This window comes from Klebsiella sp. HC6 (assembly GCF_022605325.1).
Classification (GTDB): domain Bacteria; phylum Pseudomonadota; class Gammaproteobacteria; order Enterobacterales; family Enterobacteriaceae; genus Klebsiella; species Klebsiella terrigena.
Genome location: NZ_CP093276.1, coordinates 467540 through 489611, shown reverse-complemented (window position 1 = coordinate 489611; position 22072 = coordinate 467540). Strand labels below are relative to the sequence as shown.

The 22072-nt window shown below is 56.9% G+C and carries 19 protein-coding genes and 1 pseudogene; 12 read left to right on the top strand and 8 right to left on the bottom strand.

Features of this window, described 5'->3' with window-relative positions:
- Nucleotides 1–180: 180 nt before the first annotated feature.
- From yhdP to csrD, 7 genes are all read right to left on the bottom strand, one after another.
- A complete protein-coding gene (yhdP, locus tag MMW58_RS02335) occupies nt 181–3981 on the bottom strand; it encodes an AsmA2 domain-containing protein YhdP (protein ID WP_241722694.1) in 3801 nt (1266 codons plus the stop codon).
- A gap of 122 nt (nt 3982–4103) precedes the next feature.
- Nucleotides 4104–5573, bottom strand: a complete 1470-nt coding sequence (rng, locus tag MMW58_RS02330) for a ribonuclease G (protein ID WP_041147457.1) — start codon at nt 5571–5573, stop codon at nt 4104–4106.
- A 2-nt stretch (nt 5574–5575) separates the two neighbouring features.
- Nucleotides 5576–6157: a Maf family protein gene (locus MMW58_RS02325; RefSeq protein WP_041147458.1), complete on the bottom strand. Its 582-nt coding sequence runs from the start codon at nt 6155–6157 to the stop codon at nt 5576–5578.
- Nucleotides 6158–6164: 7 nt separating this feature from the next.
- A complete protein-coding gene (mreD, locus tag MMW58_RS02320) occupies nt 6165–6653 on the bottom strand; it encodes a rod shape-determining protein MreD (protein ID WP_041147459.1) in 489 nt (162 codons plus the stop codon).
- On the bottom strand, nt 6653–7645 hold the full coding sequence (gene mreC / locus MMW58_RS02315; protein ID WP_041147460.1) for a rod shape-determining protein MreC: 993 nt from the start codon (nt 7643–7645) through the stop codon (nt 6653–6655). The genes mreD and mreC overlap by 1 nt, the downstream gene beginning before the upstream one ends.
- 69 nt (nt 7646–7714) lie before the next feature.
- Nucleotides 7715–8758, bottom strand: a complete 1044-nt coding sequence (mreB, locus tag MMW58_RS02310) for a rod shape-determining protein MreB (RefSeq protein ID WP_002918653.1) — start codon at nt 8756–8758, stop codon at nt 7715–7717.
- Nucleotides 8759–9062: 304 nt separating this feature from the next.
- Nucleotides 9063–11003 carry an RNase E specificity factor CsrD gene (gene csrD, locus MMW58_RS02305; protein ID WP_133600813.1) on the bottom strand — a complete coding sequence of 647 codons (1941 nt, stop codon included), beginning with the start codon at nt 11001–11003 and terminating at the stop codon, nt 9063–9065.
- Nucleotides 11004–11222: 219 nt separating this feature from the next.
- Here csrD and acuI point away from each other — a divergent pair, with 219 nt between their 5' ends.
- From acuI to MMW58_RS02245, 12 genes and pseudogenes are all read left to right on the top strand, one after another.
- The gene (acuI, locus tag MMW58_RS02300) at nt 11223–12197 is read left to right on the top strand and encodes an acrylyl-CoA reductase (NADPH) (protein WP_241722693.1); all 975 of its coding nucleotides are present in this window, start codon (nt 11223–11225) and stop codon (nt 12195–12197) included.
- A 77-nt stretch (nt 12198–12274) separates the two neighbouring features.
- Nucleotides 12275–13276, top strand: coding sequence for a protein-methionine-sulfoxide reductase catalytic subunit MsrP (gene msrP / locus MMW58_RS02295; protein ID WP_241722692.1), 1002 nt, complete (start codon nt 12275–12277; stop codon nt 13274–13276).
- The gene (gene msrQ, locus MMW58_RS02290; protein ID WP_241722691.1) at nt 13276–13875 is read left to right on the top strand and encodes a protein-methionine-sulfoxide reductase heme-binding subunit MsrQ; all 600 of its coding nucleotides are present in this window, start codon (nt 13276–13278) and stop codon (nt 13873–13875) included. The genes msrP and msrQ overlap by 1 nt, the downstream gene beginning before the upstream one ends.
- Before the next feature lie 233 nt (nt 13876–14108).
- A complete protein-coding gene (gene aroQ / locus MMW58_RS02285; protein WP_041147465.1) occupies nt 14109–14561 on the top strand; it encodes a type II 3-dehydroquinate dehydratase in 453 nt (150 codons plus the stop codon).
- 22 nt (nt 14562–14583) lie between these two features.
- Nucleotides 14584–15048 (top strand): acetyl-CoA carboxylase biotin carboxyl carrier protein, encoded by a 465-nt coding sequence (gene accB, locus MMW58_RS02280; protein WP_041147466.1) that lies wholly within the window; start codon nt 14584–14586, stop codon nt 15046–15048.
- A gap of 10 nt (nt 15049–15058) precedes the next feature.
- Complete coding sequence (accC, locus tag MMW58_RS02275) at nt 15059–16408, top strand: acetyl-CoA carboxylase biotin carboxylase subunit (RefSeq protein WP_041147467.1); 1350 nt, start codon at nt 15059–15061, stop codon at nt 16406–16408.
- 110 nt (nt 16409–16518) lie between these two features.
- Nucleotides 16519–16761, top strand: coding sequence for a YhdT family protein (locus MMW58_RS02270; RefSeq protein WP_159237021.1), 243 nt, complete (start codon nt 16519–16521; stop codon nt 16759–16761).
- Nucleotides 16751–18202, top strand: a complete 1452-nt coding sequence (gene panF, locus MMW58_RS02265) for a sodium/pantothenate symporter (RefSeq protein WP_159237020.1) — start codon at nt 16751–16753, stop codon at nt 18200–18202. The genes MMW58_RS02270 and panF overlap by 11 nt, the downstream gene beginning before the upstream one ends.
- Nucleotides 18203–18213: 11 nt before the next feature.
- Nucleotides 18214–19095, top strand: coding sequence for a 50S ribosomal protein L11 methyltransferase (prmA, locus tag MMW58_RS02260; protein ID WP_133600808.1), 882 nt, complete (start codon nt 18214–18216; stop codon nt 19093–19095).
- Between the two features lie 358 nt (nt 19096–19453).
- Nucleotides 19454–20419: a tRNA dihydrouridine synthase DusB gene (gene dusB, locus MMW58_RS02255; RefSeq protein ID WP_241722690.1), complete on the top strand. Its 966-nt coding sequence runs from the start codon at nt 19454–19456 to the stop codon at nt 20417–20419.
- 25 nt (nt 20420–20444) lie between these two features.
- A complete protein-coding gene (fis, locus tag MMW58_RS02250) occupies nt 20445–20741 on the top strand; it encodes a DNA-binding transcriptional regulator Fis (protein ID WP_003855228.1) in 297 nt (98 codons plus the stop codon).
- 232 nt (nt 20742–20973) lie between these two features.
- Nucleotides 20974–21871, top strand: a pseudogene (locus tag MMW58_RS02245) (efflux RND transporter permease subunit); the annotation flags it as partial.
- A gap of 60 nt (nt 21872–21931) precedes the next feature.
- Here the strand turns inward: MMW58_RS02245 and MMW58_RS30200 are convergent.
- The gene (locus tag MMW58_RS30200; protein ID WP_256464604.1) at nt 21932–22063 is read right to left on the bottom strand and encodes a hypothetical protein; all 132 of its coding nucleotides are present in this window, start codon (nt 22061–22063) and stop codon (nt 21932–21934) included.
- Nucleotides 22064–22072: the final 9 nt, after the last annotated feature.

Below are 22072 nucleotides of genomic sequence, written 5' to 3'. Positions count from 1 at the left end.
CCGCCCGTCAGGCGGAAATAGGTGCCCATAATCGTTCAGGTTGCAGAAAGGCGGCAGCTGACCAACCCCGGCAGCTTAGCTCCGGGGTGAACAGGCGTAGCCAACGCATCTGCTGTTTGAAATATAACGGGTATAGAACGCTATCTATTGAGAGTGCGATAATTCCCCGCAATCGTCAAATCATTGCTTTTTGTCGCTGCGCGCCTGGCGCAGCACTTCATTGATTTGCGGCTGATCGATAGGACCGGTGATGCGATAGCGCAAAATAGACACCTTATTCCACAGCGGCCCCAGCACCTTGCTGGCGGCAAACACCGCGGCGCCGACGATCGGGTTAATCACGAACGCCGTTGCCACGCCGACGGTCGCCGAGATTTCCGGCGCCACCACCGCCTGCAGGTCCAGCTGGCGGCGCACGAGGTCCACCGAGCCCGTCATCGCAATATCCGCTTCAAGGCCGTCAACCAGCGTATCATCGGTATTGAGCACGCCATCTTTAATCCATGCGGTACTGCGGATCGAATCGAACCAGAACCCTTCGCTGAAGGTGTCACTGAAGTCGAAGCGCAGTTTGCGCAGCAGCGCATCCACGCTCAGCAGACGCAGGAGCTGGCCGGCGTGGCCGGTGCTCAGGTCGGTAAACTCGCCCTTGCCAAGACGACTTTTCAGCACCCCGTTGAGCGAGGCCACGTCCGGCTTCCACGGCGGCGCGCGCCAGTGCAGATCGTAGTCGACGTCAAACGACGAGCCTTTCACCGGCGTTGAGACGCCGAAGAAGCCGAAGAAAGCGTCGGTTTTACTGCCGTGAAGCTTACCTTTCAACGAGGTGCGTACGCCGCTTGCCGCATTGACCCACACGCCATCGGAGGTCAGACGGCCGAAACCGGTATCCACCAGCCCGTTGGCGAGAGTTAGCGTATCGCCGCTAATCGCGAAGTCGCCGTCGATACGCCCGTATTTTTGCCCCCACAGCCAGCACTCCGCACAGCGCAGCTGGAGATCCGGCCAGCCGCGGAAATCGATTCGGCTATCGGCAAAAGGATTGCTGCCGCCCGGCGCCGCATCGCTCTTCTGCGCGGCGGTCGGGTTGTAATAGAGGTAGCGAATGGCCGCCAGCCACGGGGCGTTTTGGCGCATGGTCAGGGAAGCGTTAATTTCGCGGCCCTGCGCTTCAACCTTCGAACCACCGGCCTCCGGACGGGAGACAAGGCTGACGTTATTCCAGCTCTGCCCGGCAAAGGTCAGCGACGGCGTCCGCAGGGTCACCCGCTCGGGGAAGATGATATTGCTGCTGACTTCATTGGCCGCACCGCCCTGGAACAGGGCCAGCCACTGCGCCCCGTCCATCGGCGGCATGTTGAGCTCTACGCCAGCCTGCTCCGGGAGCTGAGAAACGGCCTTGCTGTCGGAGGTTAAAATCGCCCGATCCAGCGTCAGCTTGCGGTTCAGCAGCCAGCGGCTGTTGATATGGTTTTTCGCGCCGATGGAGCCGGTCAAATCAAAGCTGCTGAGCCCGCCTGCGACGTTAATTTTCACCGGCAGCGCTTCGCCGGCTGGCTTGTCTACGGGTGCAGGTAAGCGACTGCTCACATTTTTCAGGTCGCCGTTAATATCGACCCTATAGCTTGCGCTGCCGCGATACGGTAGCTCAATCGCCACCTTACCGTCCCACGGCACGCTGCCGCTTACCGCCTCATCGATAGCTTTCGGCAGCAGGCCGGTCCGCGAAGGCTGCCAGCTGGCGTTCATTCCCACATCGACCAGGAAGGCTTTCTGCCCCTCGGTGGTGGAGAAATTAAGATTCAGCGGCTGATTAAACCAGCTGGCGCTCATGTTCTCGCTTGTCAGATTGCCGTTAACAAAGCTGAATTTACCGCTCAGGTTGTTCAGCGTCGCGTCGATGGGCTTGATAAACAGGCTGTTATTGTTGAGGTTCACGTCGCCTTTGGCGGTCGTCAGCTCACCGTCCAGCGGAATGTCGAGATGTAAGCGAGCACTCACACCACCATCCAGCTGCAGCTCATCCAGCGCGGCGCCCAGCGTCTCCTTGAGCGGCGTCTCTTTGAAATAAGGGCCAACCTCTTTGCCCGCACCGTTGATATCCGCATCGATCAGCAGCTTTTCCCGCGAATAGTCAGGGATCGCCGCATCAAGGTTGCTGGCGGCCACCTTGCCGAGCATGACCTTATCGGCCTTCATCCACAGCCCGTTGTTGATAAAGTCGAGGTTGATGTCCAGACCGGTCAGCGCCGGCCAGTCCGGCTGGAAAGCGAAGGTGGCGTTGGTCAGCGGTACGGAAACCTCGAACTGGCCCTCGTTGTGCAGATAGGGGAACAGGTGCGGGTTGCCGCCGTAAACCAGCGTCGCATCGGTGGACTGGCCGCCTTGAATCGCGCCGCTGAGGTAATCCACCAGCTCTTTGCCCATCAGGTTTTCCGGGAAATAGCGCCACGCCTGGCCGCCGTCATTGGTGCTGATCCCTGCCAGAATGCCCAGCCAGGGTTCATCGCCCTGCGGCTGTAAATAGCGGAAGCCGCCCCGGGCGCGCACGCCGGTCGCCTGTACGTCAATATTGCGCCCGTCGAGCATAAAGCCCTTTTCATTCTTTACCCAGCTAAGGGTCGCGTCGCCCTGCGCGATTTCCAGCGGCGCGCGAAATACCGTTTCATAGGGCATTTTCGCCTGCGTCATGCTGGCATGCAGGGAGCCGTTCTCTAAGCTTCCGGCGACGCTGCCGGAGAAGTGCTCCGCGCCGGGCAGCAGCTTCCACTGCTTCCACGAAAAGTCGCTCCAGCTGGCCTGAAAGCGCGATTTTTCCGCCGCCTGCAGCGGGATATCCAGCGCCAGAAGATTAATTTTGCCGTTTGGCCGGGTGGTGCGCCAGATTTCGCCGAGCGCGGGCGCCAGCTTATCGGCAAAAGGCTGCAGCCCGGTCAGGCCGTTCAGCTCGAGGTTGCTCGCGCGGATGCGCAGCTCGTCGCTGCGCGAATGGCCGTCCCCGCCAACGTCCTGCGCCGGGATCCACGCCATCGCCAGCGCGCCGCGAGGCCACGACTTGCCGTCAATAGAGATCCGCGTATCGGGGATACGGAAGCCCCAGCTCTGCTTATCGCGGGAGATGTGCGCCGTCAGGTTATCCACCACCAGCCGATGGGGCTGATTATCGCCCTGCCAGCTGGCGCCGCCTTTTTTCAGCCATACGTCGCCGCCGGCGATATCGCCTTTGTCGATAGTCATCCAGCCTTCAAGGCTAAAACGCGCGCTCTGCAGGGCGATATTGTCCTGCATCCAGCGGCCCAGCCACGGCTTAACGTCAATATCATCCGCCTGCAGCCATACGCGACCCTTGTTCAGCAGGCCGTTTTCATCGCGCAGATCCATCCGCACCTTCATTACCCCGTGCTGGCCGTTGAGGCTGGAAAGGCTCAGCTCGCCTTCCGCGCGATGGCGATTTTTACCGTTCAGCCAGGTGAGCTGCGGAACGGCCAGTTCGGCGCGCTGGCCGGAGAGGGTCACGAAGCTCAGGTGGCTGTCGCGGAGAATAAAGTGATCGAACTGGCGCAGGAACAGATCGCCGATGTGGTCGGTTTTCAGGCTCTCGCCGCCATCGTTGGTCTGGATCGGCGTGTTGGTGTGGATTTTTAGCTGCCAGAAGGTGAGATCGCGAAACTGCCAGCGCATGTGGAGCAGGCTTTGCCATACGTCCAGCGCGAGGGTGACGCGTTTAACCGACAGCTCGCCGCCGTCTTTGAGGCCGGCTTTCACATCGCGGACGTCCAGCGTGGGGCCAAAATTCTGCCAGCTGGCGCTCAGCCGGGACGCCTCGACCGGAGAGCCGGAGATCGCGGAGATTTTCTCCAGCAGCTGGGGGCGCCATGCGTCCAGCTGCGGCAGCACGAGACGCAGACCGCTCACCAGCAGTGCGATGACAACAATCAGTGTCGCCACGGTGAGCAGTAATATCCCGGGCAGTCGCCTCACGCATCTCTCCTTGTCAAACTATTACACCTCATCCTTCATCTGCCCTCAGCGCTGCGTTCACGGGTTCCGCCCGGCCGGCGCATCACCGCGGCCGACAGGCCGAACGAGGGCAAACCAGATGATTACATCATTACCACATCAAACTGCTCTTGATTATAGAGCGGTTCAATTTGCACTTTGACCTGTTTACCGACAAAGATTTCGACTTCCGCCAGCGCGTGGGACTCTTCCCCTTTCAGGGTTTCCGCGACGGCAGGAGAAGCATAGACCAGGAAACGGTCGGAGTCGTAGGCATGATGTACGCGGACGATCTCGCGCATGATTTCATAACACACCGTTTCAACCGATTTTACCGTGCCGCGACCGTGGCAGGTCGGGCAGTCCTTACACAGCACGTGCTCCACGCTTTCGCGGGTGCGCTTACGGGTCATCTCCACCAGCCCAAGCTGGGAGAAGCCGTTGATGCTGGTTTTCACCCGATCCTTATTCAGCGCCTGCTCCAGAGAATGCAGCACCCGGCGGCGGTGATCTTCATTATTCATATCAATGAAATCAATGATAATAATCCCGCCGAGGTTGCGCAGCCGCAGCTGGCGGGCAATCGCCTGGGTCGCCTCAATGTTGGTATTGAAGATGGTATCGTCAAGATTGCGGTGGCCGACGAAGGCCCCGGTATTGATATCGACGGTGGTCATCGCTTCGGTCTGATCGATAACCAGATAGCCGCCGGACTTCAGCTCCACTTTACGCTCCAGCGCGCGCTGAATTTCGTTCTCCACGTCAAAGAGATCGAAGATCGGCTGGCGGCCGCTGTAGTGCTCGAGCTTGCTGGTCATCTCCGGCATATATTCGGCGGTGAACTCCAGCAGCGATTCGTAGGTCAGGCGGGAGTCGACGCGAATGCGGTCAAGATGGGCGTCGGCAAAATCGCGCAGCACGCGCTGTGCCAGCGCCAGCTCGCCGTACATCTGATAGCGGGTCTGCTGGCGCTTCTTACGCTCCATGACCTTCGTCCAGACGCGCTTGAGGTAGGCGGCATCGGCGGCCATTTCCTGCTCGTGTACGCCTTCCGCCGCCGTACGGATGATAAATCCGCCCTGCTCATCACAGTAGTCGGCGACAACCTTCTTCAGCCGCTCGCGCTCCGCTTCGCTCTCAATACGCTGGGAAACCCCAACGTGCGAGGCTCCTGGCATAAACACCAGATAGCGGGAAGGAATGGTGATATCGGTGGTCAGACGGGCGCCCTTGGTGCCAAGGGGGTCTTTCACCACCTGCACCATCAGGTCCTGGCCCTGACGGACCAGCTCGGAGATATCGCGCACGGTGAACTGCTTTTGCTCTTCCCCGGCGACGCACTCGGTGTGCGGCATGATGTCTGAAGCGTGCAGAAACGCGGCCTTATCCAGGCCAATATCTACAAAAGCCGCCTGCATTCCCGGCAGCACTCGACTAACACGACCTTTGTAGATATTGCCTACGATCCCGCGCCGCGCTTCGCGCTCAATGTGAATTTCCTGCAGAATACCGCCATCGATATACGCGACGCGCGTTTCCGATGGCGTTACGTTCACTAATAATTCAGCCGTCATCTTTATCCCTTTTCTTCACGCAGTGAGTTAAAGTTACTCAGCAACTCATACGTTTCTACCAGCGGTAAGCCGACTACGGCGTGATAGCTGCCATTAATCTTCCTGACAAAACAGCCACCCAGCCCTTGAATACCGTATGCACCTGCTTTATCTAAAGGCTCGCCGCTGGCGACGTAGCCGGCGATATCCTGCTCGCTCAGCAGGCGGAAGGTCACCTCCGTTACCACCAGACAGTCCAGCGCCTGCTGCTTATCCGCCAGGGCAACCGCGGTCATCACCTGATGCGTTTTCCCGGAAAGCATGCGCAGCATCTCTGCGGCATGCCCGGCATCGCGCGGCTTTTCCAGCACCTCGCCGTTAAGGATGACAATGGTATCCGCCCCCAGCACCGGCAGATCGCGCGATGCCAGCGCAACGCCGGCCTGCGCTTTTTCACGCGCCAGGCGAGTGACGTAATGCTGAGCGCTCTCCTGCGGCTGGCGTCGTTCCTCAATACCGGGAACCACGCGCTCGAAGGAGAGCCCCATCTGAGTCAACAGCTCCTGTCGACGTGGAGAACCTGAAGCAAGATACAGAGTTGTCATATCAACCTTATTGCACCGCAAATTGCTGACGCACTTTACGCATCAGCAGGAATAGCCATGGCCAGAGCACGCCGTTTACTACACTACTCCAGAACACTTCCGGACGGAAAGAGACGTTGATCACTAAAAACTCTGCCCAGAAAACAACGATGTCCACCGCGAGGGAGAGCATCATCACCACCAGCGCCTGCTGCCAGAGCGCCAGATTGCGGAACAGCTGATATTTCAGTGCGACCAGATAAGCGATGATGCTTAACGATAGCGCGCGAACGCCCAGCGTCGAGCCGCTGATGAGATCGAGAACGGCGCCCATCACGAAGCCCGTGCCGACGTTCACCCGATGCGGTAACGCGAGGATCCAGTACAGCAGGATAAGCAGCACCCAGTTTGGCCGGAAGACGCTGATGTCCGCCGGCCAGGGCATGATCTGTAGCAAGAGTGCAATAAGAAACGAGAGCCAGATAACCCAGCGTCCCTGGCTACGGTAGCTTGCCACTATTGCCCCCCTGCAGGCAGAGGTTTAGCAGGTGGCGTCAGGCCGGTTGCGGGAGCCGGCATTTGTGGCCCGACGGAATCCGGCGCGGGCAGAACCTGCGGCATCATCTGCATCAGACGTTCATTCGCGACGCGATGAACCTCTTCCGGGGTCATCGGGTTGGAGCCGTTACGATCGGCCCCCCACAGCAGCAGCAGATAGCGCAAACGCTGCAGGCCCGCGGTCGGGCGAGCCTGAATAACGGTATACGCGCGCTGCGTATCCAGCTTGACCGAAGAGACCACGCCCACCGGATACCCTTCCGGGAAACGGCCGCCAAGACCTGAAGTCACCAGCACGTCGCCGACGCGAATATCGGTATTCGCCGGCAGATGCTCCAGCTGCAGATCGTCAGTGCAGCCATTACCGGCGGCAATCACGCGGATATCGTTGCGCAGCACCTGAATCGGCAGCGCATGGGTGGCGTCACAGATAAGCAGCACGCGGCTGGTCATCTTCGCGACGGCAACAACCTGACCGACAACGCCCTTATCGCTGATAACCGGCTGGCCTTCGTAAACGCCGCTGACGCTGCCTTTATCGATAACCACCTGATCGCTGTAGGGATCGTTAACCGTTGAGATGACCTGAGTCACCATTTTTTGCTCATCCTGGCGCAGCGGGGAGCCCAGCAGTTCACGCAGACGCGCGTTCTCCTGCTTGTACTGGCCCAGCATCAGCAGGTCGCTGTTTTTCAGCAGCAGTTCCTGACGCAGCGCGCGGTTTTCCAGTTCGAGCTGATCGCGGGTGGCCAGCGTTTGCGATACGCTATCCAGCAATTCCCGAGGACCGTTAGAAATAAAGTAGAAAGGACTGACGGCTGTATCCATGTACGTTCGGATCTGGCTGAACGTACCCAGGCGGCTGTCGGCGATAATCACGCCAAGCGCCACCAGAACCGCCAGAATAAGGCGAATCTGTAGCGACGGGCCACGGCTAAAAATTGGCTTCATAGGCTATGCGTATTCTCGTGTCAGTTAAGACCAGGGGCAACCCTTGAGCCACCCCAGACCTTCGGCTGACTACTCTTCGCTAAACAAGTCGCCGCCGTGCATATCGATCATTTCCAGCGCTTTACCGCCGCCACGCGCGACGCAAGTCAGTGGATCTTCTGCAACTACGACAGGAATACCTGTCTCTTCCATCAGCAGGCGGTCGAGGTTACGCAGCAGCGCACCGCCGCCGGTCAGGACCATACCGCGCTCGGAGATATCAGAAGCCAGCTCTGGCGGGCACTGCTCGAGAGCAACCATCACCGCGCTAACGATGCCGGTCAGCGGCTCCTGCAGCGCTTCGAGAATTTCGTTCGAGTTCAGGGTGAAGCCGCGTGGAACGCCTTCAGCCAGGTTACGACCGCGCACTTCGATTTCACGCACTTCATCGCCCGGATAAGCGGAGCCGATTTCATGCTTGATACGTTCTGCGGTCGCTTCACCGATCAGGGAGCCGTAGTTACGACGCACATAATTAATCACGGCTTCATCGAAACGGTCACCGCCGATACGCACGGAAGAGGAGTAAACCACGCCGTTCAGGGAGATAACCGCCACTTCTGTGGTACCGCCGCCGATATCCACAACCATCGAACCGGTTGCTTCAGAAACCGGCAGGCCTGCGCCGATCGCAGCCGCCATCGGCTCTTCGATCAGGAAGACTTCACGGGCGCCAGCGCCCTGAGCGGATTCACGGATAGCACGACGTTCAACCTGGGTTGCACCAACCGGTACACACACCAGAACGCGCGGGCTCGGACGCATGAAGCTGTTGCTATGCACCTGTTTGATGAAGTGTTGCAGCATTTTTTCGGTAACAAAGAAGTCGGCGATAACGCCGTCTTTCATCGGGCGAATCGCCGCGATGTTGCCCGGCGTACGCCCGAGCATCTGCTTCGCTTCATGACCGACAGCGGCGACGCTTTTCGGCGATCCGGCACGATCCTGACGAATGGCCACAACGGAAGGCTCATTCAATACGATGCCTTGTCCTTTTACATAGATAAGGGTATTCGCGGTACCCAGGTCAATGGACAGGTCATTGGAAAACATGCCACGAAATTTTTTTAACATACTAAGGGATAATCCTGAAAGCTGGGGCGGAAAACAAAATCCGCTTACTTTACCAACCACACGCAGCAGCGACAAGGCGCAAAAATCATCTGCTACGGTGAAAATTAGTGCAGTTCATTTCCTTCGTTACAAATTTTCCGGCTCCGTTCAGTGCTGAAAACTTCAGCAGCGCTCCACGCTTCAATTTGCAACCTGTCAAAGGTCATTTACTGGCATTTACATTGCGATAATCCGGCAGGTAGACAAGCACACCCCCTTCACTATGGCGCGCGTTATTCTACGTGAAATAACGCTAAACGGCAGATCAAACCGAGTATCTTTGCGAATATTTTTTCACATTTGTGTCAAGTGGCTGTGAGGCGGCAAAAAATTCCCCCTGGCCACCGGTAACACCGCATTGAGACAGGACCTGCCACTCGCTACGACTGCGTACTCCGGTTGCAAAAACCTGGACCGGCATACCCTTGCAGGCCTCCACCAGGCTCTGAACCAGCAGCTGGTTCTCACTGCGTTTTTCAATATTACGCGACAGTCCAGGGTGTAGCTTGATGACTTCAACGTCCAACTGCTTGATCCAGCTGGTTCCAACCAGCGTTAATCCGGCCTGAACAACGGCAACTCGAATACCTAAAGCGTTAACCAGCCGCATAACCGGCTGCAGGCGGCCGATATATTGACAAACATCTGCCTCTGCAAGTTCAAAAATAATGCGCTGACGTTGCGATTTTTCACACTGCATCAAAGTATCGCGCAGCCAGCGCTGGAATCGAGGACGGATCAGCGACTCCACGGTCACCTGTAAAGCGAGGTTTTCGTCCGGCCAGAAGCCTAAAAATGGCAGCAGCCGCGTGATCTGCAGGCGGTCATACTCTTCCGCCAGGCCAAACTGCTGCACCATCGGCATATATTCCGCCGCAATCACCTCTTCCGTACCGTCATAGAGGCGGGACATCAGCTCACGGTGATGGACGCGACCGTCGCGATTCACCGCGGGCTTCTGATATAACCGCGGCCCGCCGCGGCTTAGCATCTGTTCAATCAACGTGCGCCAGCGCACGTTGCCGCGCCCTTTCTCCGGCAGCGAATCGTCATAAACCGACCAGCTATTGCTCCCCTGCAGAACCGCGTTGCGCGTTGCCGCTTCCGCGCGCTCCATCACCTGAGCCGTGGTCTGTCCGCTGCGGAAGGCGCAAATACCGATATGCATCATGTCATCGCGGTCAAGAATGCGCGTGGGCGGCAGCGCGTCCATCGCCTTCAGCAGCAGCCCGGCGATGCTGTCCGCCTCCTTGAGGGTGCGGTGCGGCAGCAGGACGGCAAAATCGCTGCGGTGATAGCGCGCCAGCAGCGCGCCGGGGTAGCGCATAATAAAAGTAGAAAGCAGGTTGATGAGCGTGAAGTAATGCTCCTCCGCTGCGGCGCGGCCCCAGTTATCGCGCAGCAAATCGAACTCCGGCAGGCGGATCATCATCACAATGCCATATGAGCCGACTTTTTCCTGATCTTCCAGCAGCGTGGCGAGCTGGTTATCGAAGAACAGGCGGTTATTGAGGCCGGTTTTGGTGTCCTGAGCGGCATAGGAGCGAATAAGCGTATCCATACGGCTTCGCTGATCGCTGGCAAACTGCAGCTCGGATAGCAGCATATCCAGCGCGCTGCTGGTGCTCACCGGCCACTCGTGCACCGAGCCGCGCACCTGGGGCCCGCGCTCGCCGTTAAGGATCCTCGTCGCCCGCAGCTCCAGCAGCTCCTGCCCGGACAGCTGACGACGGATCCAGCGAACGGAAAAAAAGACCATCAGCACCATAAAGCCAATGGCGATGGAAAGCGGTGCGGTCATGTGCAGCGAGCGGAAGTAGTTAACCATCGGGTCCATATAGACCAGATGCAGGGTCATGCCGGGGTGCTTTAGCGACGGGACCATGACCTCCCGAAACTGGTTATTACTCCCCAGCGGGCGGTAGCTGTCGCTACGCGAGTGGCTGTACACCGATTTGCCGTTAAGCAGAAAATCAACCTGCACAACGTCGACCGGCGTCATCAGCTCATCCATCTGCGGTTCAAGTCGGGCAAAGGATGAAGAGATCAGGCGGTTATCCAGCACCGTCGCTACGGCCTGGACGCGATTCTCCACTTTTTGCTGAATACCGTTATAAAAACTCAGCGACGCGCCAATAAGCGTGACAAAGATAGTCAGGCTGGTAAGCAGCGTGACAAATGCTGAGAATTTCGTCGTTAATCGCATCCCTGTGTTAACTCCGCGTGTGAATGACTGCCCGATGAATATTCGGACTCCGGTACTGGCGCTTTCCCCAAAGTAAGCACTAACTTTTTAAAGTGCGAGGCATACTATCAAAGCTGACGTATCTGGCAATTTATTGCGCTGTATCGGCGTAATAATGCCGATAGCGAGTATAGTCCGCAGAAAAATTTTTCCAATCTTTGTACCAATAAGGACCCGCATATGCAGGCTTTAATATTAGAACAGCAGGATGGCAAAACAATCTCTTCGGTGCAAACCATCGACGCCAGCAGGCTTCCGCAGGGCGATGTGACCGTCGATATTCAGTGGTCCAGCCTCAATTATAAAGACGCGCTGGCGATCACCGGCAGCGGAAAAATCATCCGCAACTTTCCGATGATTCCTGGCATCGATTTTGCCGGTATCGTCCATACCAGCGAAGATCCACGTTTCCATGCAGGCCAGCAGGTGCTTCTCACCGGATGGGGCGTTGGCGAAAATCACTGGGGCGGCCTGGCCGAGCAGGCGCGCGTGAAAGGCGACTGGCTGGTTGCGATGCCTGAAGGGCTGGACGGCCGTAAAGCGATGGCCATCGGTACCGCCGGCTTCACCGCCATGCTGTGCGTGATGGCGCTGGAAGATGCCGGAATTCGTCCCCAGGATGGCGAGGTTGTGGTCACCGGTGCCAGCGGCGGCGTCGGTAGCACCGCGGTCGCCCTGCTGCATCGCCTGGGTTACCAGGTGGTCGCCGTTTCTGGTCGCGAAAGCACCCATGATTATCTGAAAACGCTGGGCGCGCAGCGGATCGTTGGGCGTGAGGAGTTTGCCGAAACCCGTCCTCTGGAGAAACAGCTGTGGGCCGGGGCGGTCGATACCGTCGGCGATAAGGTGCTGGCGAAAGTACTGGCACAGATGAACTACGGCGGCTGCGTGGCTGCCTGCGGCCTGGCCGGCGGCTTTGCTCTGCCGACGACGGTGATGCCGTTTATTTTGCGTAACGTCCGCCTGCAGGGCGTTGATTCGGTAATGACTCCGCCCGCGCGCCGGGCTCAAGCCTGGCAGCGGCTGGTTGGCGATCTGCCTGAGTCGTTCTACACGCAAAGCGCCACGGAAATTACGCTCGAAGAAGCGCCGGCCTTTGCCGATAAGATTATGGCTAACCAAATCCAGGGCCGGACGCTGGTGAAAATCGCCTAATATGCAATTTTTCGTGACATATTCGCGATAACTCTCCGCCTCCGTCATGCTTAGGAAAAAGCATGCCGGAGGATGTCATGAAACACAAAAAGCTAACGGAAGCCGACGTCACGGCAGAATCCGTTTTTATGCTGCAGCGTCGCCAGGTTTTGAAAACGCTGGGGATTACCACAACGGCACTTTCCCTTTCCCCCACGGCAAAAGCCGATCTTCTCGACTGGTTCAAAGGTCACGACCGCCCTCCCGCGCCGGCGGGCAAAGCGCTGACGTTCGACAAACCTGCCGAATGGCAAAACGCGCTGACGCTCACCCCGGAGGATAAGGTATCCGGCTACAACAACTTCTATGAATTTGGTCTGGATAAAGCCGATCCGGCGGCCAACGCGGGCAGCCTGCGAACCGATCCGTGGACGCTGACCATCGGCGGAGAAGTGGCTAAACCGCTGACGCTCGATCATCACGATCTGACCACCCGCTTTCCGCTCGAAGAGCGCATTTACCGGATGCGCTGCGTCGAAGCCTGGTCGATGGTGGTGCCGTGGGTGGGCTTCCCGCTGCATAAGCTGCTGGCGCTGGTTGAGCCCACCAGCAGCGCCCGCTACGTGGCATTTAAAACCATCTATGCTCCTGACCAAATGCCAGGGCAGAAGGATCGCTTTATCGGCGGCGGCCTGGCCTATCCTTATGTCGAAGGCCTGCGTCTGGATGAGGCGATGCATCCCCTCACCCTGCTGAGCGTGGGCGTCTACGGTAAGGCGCTGCCGCCGCAGAACGGCGCGCCGGTGCGCCTGACTGTCCCGTGGAAGTATGGCTTCAAAGGGATTAAGTCGATTGTCAGTATCGAACTCACCCGCGAGCGGCCGCCGACCACCTGGAATCTGGCGGGACCGGATGAATACGGCTTTTACGCCAACGTCAATCCGCACGTCGATCATCCCCGCTGGTCGCAGGCAACGGAGCGCTTTATCGGTTCCGGAGGCGTGCTGGACGTCAAGCGCCAGCCGACGCTGCTGTTCAACGGCTATGCTGACGAAGTGGCTTCGCTCTACCGGGGCCTGAATTTGCGGGAGAATTACTAGTGCGCCTGAACGTAAAACAGATTACCTGGCTTAAGGTTATGCTCCATCTGGCCGGGTTTCTTCCCTTTCTCTGGCTATTCTGGGCTGCGCAGCAGGGGTATTTCAGCGCCGACCCGGCAAAGGATATTCAACACTTTACCGGTAGGATGGCTCTTAAATTTCTGCTGGCAACCTTGCTTGTATCGCCGCTGGCGCGCTACGCTAAACAACCGCTGTTGATTCGTACCAGGCGCCTGCTGGGACTGTGGTGCTTTGCCTGGGCGACGCTGCATCTGACCAGCTACACGCTGCTGGAACTCGGGATTAACAATCTGGCGCTGCTGGGTTCTGAGCTGGTGAGCCGGCCCTATCTGACGCTGGGGTTTATCAGCTGGCTTACCCTGCTGGCGCTGGCGGTCACCTCGACGCAGGTGCTGCAGCGAAAATTAGGCCGTCGCTGGCAAACGTTGCATAACTTCGTCTATCTGGTGGCGATCCTTGCGCCCATCCACTATTTATGGTCCGTGAAGATATTATCCCCACAGCCGTTGATATATGCCGGGCTGGCGGTTGGGCTTTTGGCGTGGCGTTACAAGAAGTTCCGCCAGTGGTGGCGCTAATCCCCGGATATGTGCAGTTTCCCGCAGATCTTTTATCAACCGCGACTCATTTAACGATAGCGGTTGATAATCTTCCCTGATAAGACCAGTATTTAGCTGCCAAATGCTACGAAATCGTTATAATGTGCGACTTTGGTTTTCCTGGAGGGGTTTTTACACCCTGAAAAGGTGACAAGCGCGTTTCGAAGGTATATTTTGTTTTTTACCCGAGAATGGCAGGAGATAGCCGCACAATGGCTGACAAGTTTCGCATTTTGCTTTTGAATGGACCTAACCTTAACATGCTTGGTACACGCGAGCCTGAGAAGTACGGCACCCTCAAGCTTTCTGAGATTGTTAACCGTCTGGAATCAGAAGCTGCGGCTCTGAACGTGGCGCTGGATCACCTGCAATCAAACGCGGAGTACGCGTTAATCGACCGAATTCATCAGGCTAAAGACGCTGTAGACTATATCCTGATTAATCCGGCCGCGTTTACGCACACCAGCGTGGCAATCCGCGACGCGCTACTTGCGGTGAGCATCCCGTTTATCGAGATCCACCTGAGCAACGTACATGCCCGCGAACCATTCCGTCATCACTCTTATCTGTCGGATATCGCCGCAGGCGTTATCTGTGGATTGGGGGCGGACGGTTATTCATACGCTTTACAGACGGCGGTAAAACGCCTGTCACAATCACACTAAACAAAGAGTACGGAACCCACTCATGGATATTCGTAAGATTAAAAAACTGATCGAGCTGGTCGAAGAGTCTGGCATCAACGAACTGGAAATTTCTGAAGGTGAAGAGTCTGTGCGCATCAGCCGCTCGGCTCCGAACACCGGTTATCCAGTGATGCAGCAGGCTTATGCCGCTCCGATGATGCAGGCACAGGCACCTGTTGCCGCAGCGCCGGCAGCCGCGCAGGCAGAAGCCCCGGCGAAAGCGGAAATCAGTGGTCACATCGTACGTTCCCCGATGGTCGGTACTTTCTACCGCACCCCGAGCCCGGACGCTAAAGCGTTTGTGGAAATCGGCCAGAAAGTCAACGTGGGCGACACTCTGTGCATCGTCGAAGCAATGAAAATGATGAACCAGATCGAAGCCGACAAAGCCGGCGTGGTGAAAGCCATTCTGATCGAAAGCGGCCAACCGGTAGAATTTGACGAGCCGCTGGTAGTCATCGAGTAACGAGGCGAACATGCTGGATAAAATTGTTATCGCCAACCGTGGCGAGATTGCACTGCGTATCCTGCGTGCCTGTAAAGAACTGGGCATCAAGACCGTTGCTGTGCACTCCACTGCGGATCGCGATTTAAAGCACGTATTGTTAGCGGATGAGACGGTCTGTATCGGCCCGGCTCCGTCCATTAAGAGCTACCTGAATATCCCGGCGATCATCAGCGCGGCTGAAATCACCGGCGCGGTGGCGATTCACCCGGGCTACGGCTTCCTTTCCGAAAACGCCAACTTTGCTGAGCAGGTTGAACGTTCCGGCTTTATCTTCATCGGCCCGAAGGCTGACACTATTCGCCTGATGGGCGACAAAGTGTCGGCGATTACCGCCATGAAGAAAGCCGGCGTGCCGACCGTTCCTGGCTCCGATGGCCCGCTGGGCGACGACATGGACGCTAACCGCGCCCATGCGAAACGCATCGGCTACCCGGTTATCATCAAAGCCTCCGGCGGCGGCGGCGGCCGCGGCATGCGCGTAGTGCGCAGCGATGCCGAGCTGGCGCAGTCCATCTCCATGACCAAAGCTGAGGCGAAAGCCGCTTTCAGCAACGACATGGTGTATATGGAGAAATACCTGGAGAATCCTCGTCATATCGAGATCCAGGTCCTGGCTGACGGCCAGGGTAACGCTATCTATCTGGCCGAGCGCGACTGCTCCATGCAGCGTCGTCACCAGAAAGTTGTCGAAGAAGCGCCGGCGCCGGGTATTACTCCGGAACTGCGTCGCTACATCGGCGAGCGCTGCTCCAAGGCCTGCGTTGATATCGGCTATCGCGGGGCGGGTACCTTCGAGTTCCTGTTCGAAAACGGCGAGTTCTACTTCATCGAAATGAACACCCGTATTCAGGTTGAACACCCGGTAACAGAAATGATCACCGGCGTGGATCTGATTAAAGAGCAGCTGCGCATTGCCGCAGGCCAACCGCTGTCTATCAAGCAGGAAGAAGTTCAGGTCCGTGGCCATGCGGTTGAATGCCGTATTAACGCCGAAGACCCGAATACCTTCCTGCCGAGTCCGGGTAAAATTACCCGCTTCCACGCGCCGGGCGGTTTCGGCGTTCGCTGGGAGTCTCATATCTACGCCGGCTACACCGTGCCGCCGTACTATGACTCAATGATCGGCAAGCTTATCTGCTACGGCGAAAACCGTGATGTAGCCATTTCACGCATGAAAAATGCGCTGCAGGAGCTGATCATCGACGGCATCAAAACTAACGTCGATCTGCAGATTCGCATCATGAACGACGAGCACTTCCAGCATGGTGGGACCAATATCCACTATCTGGAGAAAAAGCTCGGTATGCAGGAAAAATAATCCTGTATCGCTGCAAAAGGCCGGATAATCCGGCCTTTTTTCTTTTTCTCTCCCCTCATCTTTGCCATGCGGTACAATCCCCGCTTTCTTCATCCTCCTGGGACTAAAAAATGGACAATCGTTTTGTTCAGGCCCACAAAGAAGCGCGCTGGGCGCTGTGGCTGACCCTTCTCTATCTTGCCGCCTGGCTGGCTGCGGCCTATCTCCCGGACAGCGCAATCGGCATCACCGGGCTGCCGCACTGGTTCGAAATGGCCTGCCTGCTGGTGCCGCTGGTATTTATCCTGCTGTGCTGGGCGATGGTGCGTTTTGTATTCCGCGACATCCCGCTGGAGGATAGCGATGCAGCTTGAAATCATCGTTATCCTGATTGCCTATCTGTTCGTGGTCTTCGGCCTGTCGCTTTACGCCATGCGCAAACGCAGCAGCGGCAGTTTTCTCAGCGAATATTTCCTCGGCAGCCGTTCTATGGGCGGCTTCGTGCTGGCCATGACCCTCACCGCAACCTATATCAGCGCCAGTTCATTTATCGGCGGGCCTGGGGCCGCCTACAAGTACGGGCTCGGCTGGGTGCTGCTGGCGATGATCCAGGTGCCGACGATCTGGCTTTCGCTGGGGATCCTCGGCAAGAAGTTCGCCATTCTGGCGCGACGCTACAACGCCATCACCCTCAACGACATGCTGCAGGCTCGCTACCAAAGCCGCGCCGTCGTCTGGATCGCCAGCATAAGCCTGCTGGTTGCCTTCGTCGGAGCGATCGCCGTGCAGTTTATCGGCGGCGCGCGCCTGCTGGAGACCGCGGCTGGGATTAAATATGAGCACGGCCTGCTGATCTTCGGCATCACTATTGCCCTGTACACCGCGTTCGGCGGCTTTCGCGCCAGCGTGCTCAATGACACCATGCAGGGCCTGGTGATGCTGATTGGCACTATCGTGCTGCTGGTTGGGGTTGTTCACGCTGCGGGCGGTCTGCATCACGCCGTTGATACCTTACAGAAGATCGATCCGCAGCTGGTATCGCCGCACGGCGTAGACGGTATTCTAACCCCGACCTTTATGACCTCGTTTTGGGTGCTGGTCTGCTTCGGCGTGATCGGCCTGCCGCATACCGCCGTACGCTGCATTTCCTATAAAGACAGCAAAGCCGTTCACCGGGGGATCATCATCGGTACCGTGGTCATCGCTCTGCTGATGTTTGGCATGCACCTCGCGGGCGCTCTGGGCCGTGCGGTTCTGCCGCACCTGACCGTTCCCGATCGGGTGATCCCAACCCTGATGGTCCAGGTGCTTCCACCGTGGGCCGCGGGCCTGTTTTTAGCGGCGCCAATGGCGGCGATCATGTCGAACGTTAACGCCCATTTATTGCAGGCATCGGCTACGATCGTTAAAGATCTTTGGCTCAGCGCTCGCCCTGCCAAAAGGCATAATGAGCAAAAGCTGAAGAGGATCTCCACCGCCACCACCCTGGTCATCGGGATCCTGATGATGCTGGCAGCCTGGCGGCCGCCTGAAATGATCATCTGGCTCAACCTGCTGGCCTTCGGCGGCCTGGAAGCGGTGTTCTTATGGCCGCTGGTGATGGGCCTGTACTGGGAGCGCGCTAACGCGACCGGCGCCCTCAGCGCCATGCTCGTTGGCGGCGTGCTCTACGCCGTGCTGGCGACATTTAATATTCAGTACCTGGGCTTTCATCCGATTGTGCCCTCGCTGCTGTTAAGCTTGCTGGCTTTTGTGATTGGCAACCGTTTCGGTCAGCCCGTCCCTCCAGCCCCTATTATGACTACTGATAAATAAAGAGTTTTGCCATGCCATGGATCCAACTGAAACTGAACACGACCGGCGCACACGCTGAAGAATTAAGCGATGCGCTGATGGAGGCCGGTGCCGTCTCTATCACCTTCCAGGATACCCACGATACGCCGGTATTCGAACCGCTGCCGGGGGAAACCCGCCTGTGGGGAGACACCGACGTGACCGGCCTGTTCGACGCAGAGAGCGACATGAAAGAAGTCGTAGCTATTCTTGAGCAGCATCCTCTTCTGGGCGCCGGCTTCGCGCACAAAATCGAGCAGCTGGAAGACAAAGACTGGGAGCGCGAATGGATGGATAACTTCCACCCGATGCGCTTCGGCGAGCGGCTGTGGATTTGCCCAAGCTGGCGTGAAGTGCCGGATGCCAACGCGGTGAACGTGATGCTCGATCCGGGCCTCGCCTTCGGTACCGGTACCCACCCGACGACCTCCCTGTGCCTGCAGTGGCTCGATGGGCTGGATCTGGCGGGTAAAACGATTATAGATTTCGGCTGCGGTTCCGGCATCCTGGCGATTGCTGCCCTGAAGCTCGGCGCGGCGAAGGCCATCGGTATCGATATCGATCCGCAGGCGATTCAGGCCAGCCGCGATAACGCCGAGCGTAACGGCGTCTCGGATCGTCTGGAGCTCTATTTACCCCAGGATCAGCCAGAGGCTCTCAGCGCCGACGTCGTGGTCGCCAACATTCTGGCCGGCCCATTACGCGAGCTGGCTCCGTTAATCAGCGTCCTGCCCGTTACAGGCGGCCTGCTGGGCCTCTCCGGGATCCTTGCCAGCCAGGCTGACGGCGTCTGCGAAGCCTACGCCGATCGCTTTAATCTCGACCCGGTGGTTGAAAAAGAAGAGTGGTGCCGGATTACCGGCCAGCGCAAGTAAGCGCTAATGCGGCCTGCGGGCCGCATTTTTGTTTCCAGTAGCCGCCAAATGACGTCAAGAAATGGGAGCCAGATCGCATTACGAAGCGCTTTTTTGGCTACAAAAACAGCGTTTTATGCCGCCAATGACCCCATTTTTCTAAGAAAAATAGATAAGTTTTACGATTTTATAATTGGACACAAATTACCCACTACGCATTAAATCAATGATTAATATGATAATTTATCCATAGCATTTTCGTTGCTCCTGGATTCATTGATCTGTGACAGGGGATTGCTCAAAGTTTGGCCTTTCATCTCGTGCAAAAAATGCGTAATATACGCCGCCTTGCAGTCACAGTATGGTCATTTCTTAACTCATGCGCATCGGACACTACCAGCTTAGAAATCGCCTGATCGCAGCACCTATGGCTGGCATTACTGACAGACCATTCAGGACGCTGTGCTATAAGATGGGAGCAGGTTTAACCGTTTCCGAGATGATGTCCTCCAACCCGCAGGTTTGGGAGAGCGACAAGTCCCGTTTACGGATGGTGCACGTTGATGAGCCCGGTATTCGTACCGTGCAAATCGCCGGTAGCGTACCGGAAGAGATGGCCGCAGCCGCCCGTATTAACGTGGAAAGCGGTGCCCAAATTATTGATATTAATATGGGGTGCCCGGCGAAAAAGGTGAATCGCAAGCTCGCAGGTTCAGCCCTCTTGCAGCATCCCGAGCAGGTGAAGTTAATCCTGACGGCGGTCGTCAAGGCAGTGGACGTTCCCGTGACGCTCAAGATTCGCACCGGTTGGGAGCCGGAACACCGTAACTGTGTAGAAATTGCCCAACTGGCTGAAGAGTGTGGCATTCAGGCTCTGACTATTCACGGACGCACGCGCGCCTGTTTGTTTAACGGAGACGCTGAATACGACAGTATTCGGGCAGTTAAGCAGAAAGTTTCCATTCCGATTATCGCGAATGGTGACATTACTGACCCGCTTAAAGCCAGAGCTGTGCTCGACTATACGGGGGCTGATGCCCTTATGATAGGCCGCGCAGCTCAGGGAAGACCCTGGATCTTTCGGGAAATCCAGCATTATCTGGACACTGGAGAGCTGCTGCCCCCCCTGCCGTTGGCAGAGGTTAAGCGCTTGCTTTGCGCTCACGTTCGGGAATTGCATGACTTTTACGGTCAGGCAAAAGGGTACCGAATTGCGCGTAAACACGTTTCCTGGTATCTCCAGGAGCACGCTCCAAATGACCAGTTTCGGCGCACATTCAACGCCATAGAGGATGCCAGCGATCAGCTGGAGGCGTTGGAGGCATACTTCGAAAATTTTGCGTAAACAGAAATAAAGAGCTGACAGAACTATGTTCGAACAACGCGTAAATTCTGACGTACTGACCGTTTCTACCGTTAACTCTCAGGATCAGGTAACTCAAAAGCCCCTGCGTGACTCGGTTAAACAGGCACTGAAGAACTATTTTGCTCAACTGAACGGTCAGGACGTTAGTGACCTGTATGAGCTGGTACTGGCTGAAGTAGAACAGCCCCTGTTGGACATGGTGATGCAATACACCCGCGGTAACCAGACCCGTGCTGCTCTGATGATGGGCATCAACCGCGGTACGCTGCGTAAAAAATTGAAAAAATACGGCATGAACTGATACTAGTCAGTTAATTGCTTGAATAAAAGGCGCTCTTCGGCATGGGGAAGCGCCTTTTTTACTGCCTCGCGTTTACCCCCTTCCCGCAGCAGACTGCTGACTCCCTCTGAGCCAGTTCGCCGTCCGGCGACTCGGTACGCAGAGCATCGACAGTAGCGGTGGAAAACGCCGTGCGCGTGATGGTTGAAGAGAGCCTTCCACGACAACCCTCGTTGGCACTGCGATGGTGCTCATGGCCTTACGCAGCCTCAAGCCGTGGCAGGAACGCAGCGACGCAGAGAACGGCGTTAAGGCGATTATCCAACGTGCCTACCGGCGCCTTCAGCAAGAAGGACGCTATGGTCTTACCGTTCAATCTGCCGGCCATTGTCGAACTCGGTAGGCGAGTTTTGACTTTAACCTTATCGATCAGGGCAACCTCGGCCACAGCGCGCTAACCCAGGCGCGTAATCAGCTGTCCGGCTGCATCCGGAGCAGCTGGCGCGTATTTCCGTACGCTGCCGGATAATATCAACAATATGTATGCGCGTAGCGCCAGCGGTGAAATGGCGTCACTCTCTTCGTTCGTCACATCGCGCCGGGTAAAAATTACCGGGGATACAATGCTCCTGATGGAGGCAGACTGCCGAACGGAACTGGCTATGACTGGACTGGAATGTCGTCTCAGGAACGGCTCTCCGGAAGCCAGGCGCCTGCGCGCTATGAAAGCGGGTATCTCCCGCTCTCTGTAACCTTGGTCATTCTTAGGGGTTCCTGGAGCGTTGCCGGCAGCATCGTTTCACGGGCTAAATAATGATGTTGATTTCCAGGTCGGCTTATTAACCGCGCTTGGCTTATCGGCAAAAAATACTATTCCGATCGTCGAGTTTGCTAAAGATCTTATGGGTAAAGAAGGTAGAGGAATTATCGAGGCATCGCGTATGCGCCTGCGTCCGATCCTCATGACAACATTAGCCTTTATTCTCGGGGTGCTGCCTTTAGTTATTAGCCATGGTGCCGGAGGCGGGGCGCAAAATGCGGTGGGCACCGGCGTGATGGGCGGGATGTTAACCGCTACGCTGCTGGCAATCTTCTTCGTACCGGTATTCTTCGTGGTGGTAAGGGGCCGCTTTACCCGACGCGGGAAGTAGCTCATCGCCTCCTCAAAGGCGCCACGCTGGCGCCTTTTTCATTATCATCATTCATATTAATCAACCGGTTAGATTAAATTCACTGTATTCCATAATGATAAGATCGGCAGCCTCTGTCTTTATTTCATTATTTTGTTCTACATCTTTTCTACGCAATTCCCCGCTTATCTCCATGATATTTACGTAGCTCATAAATTGAGA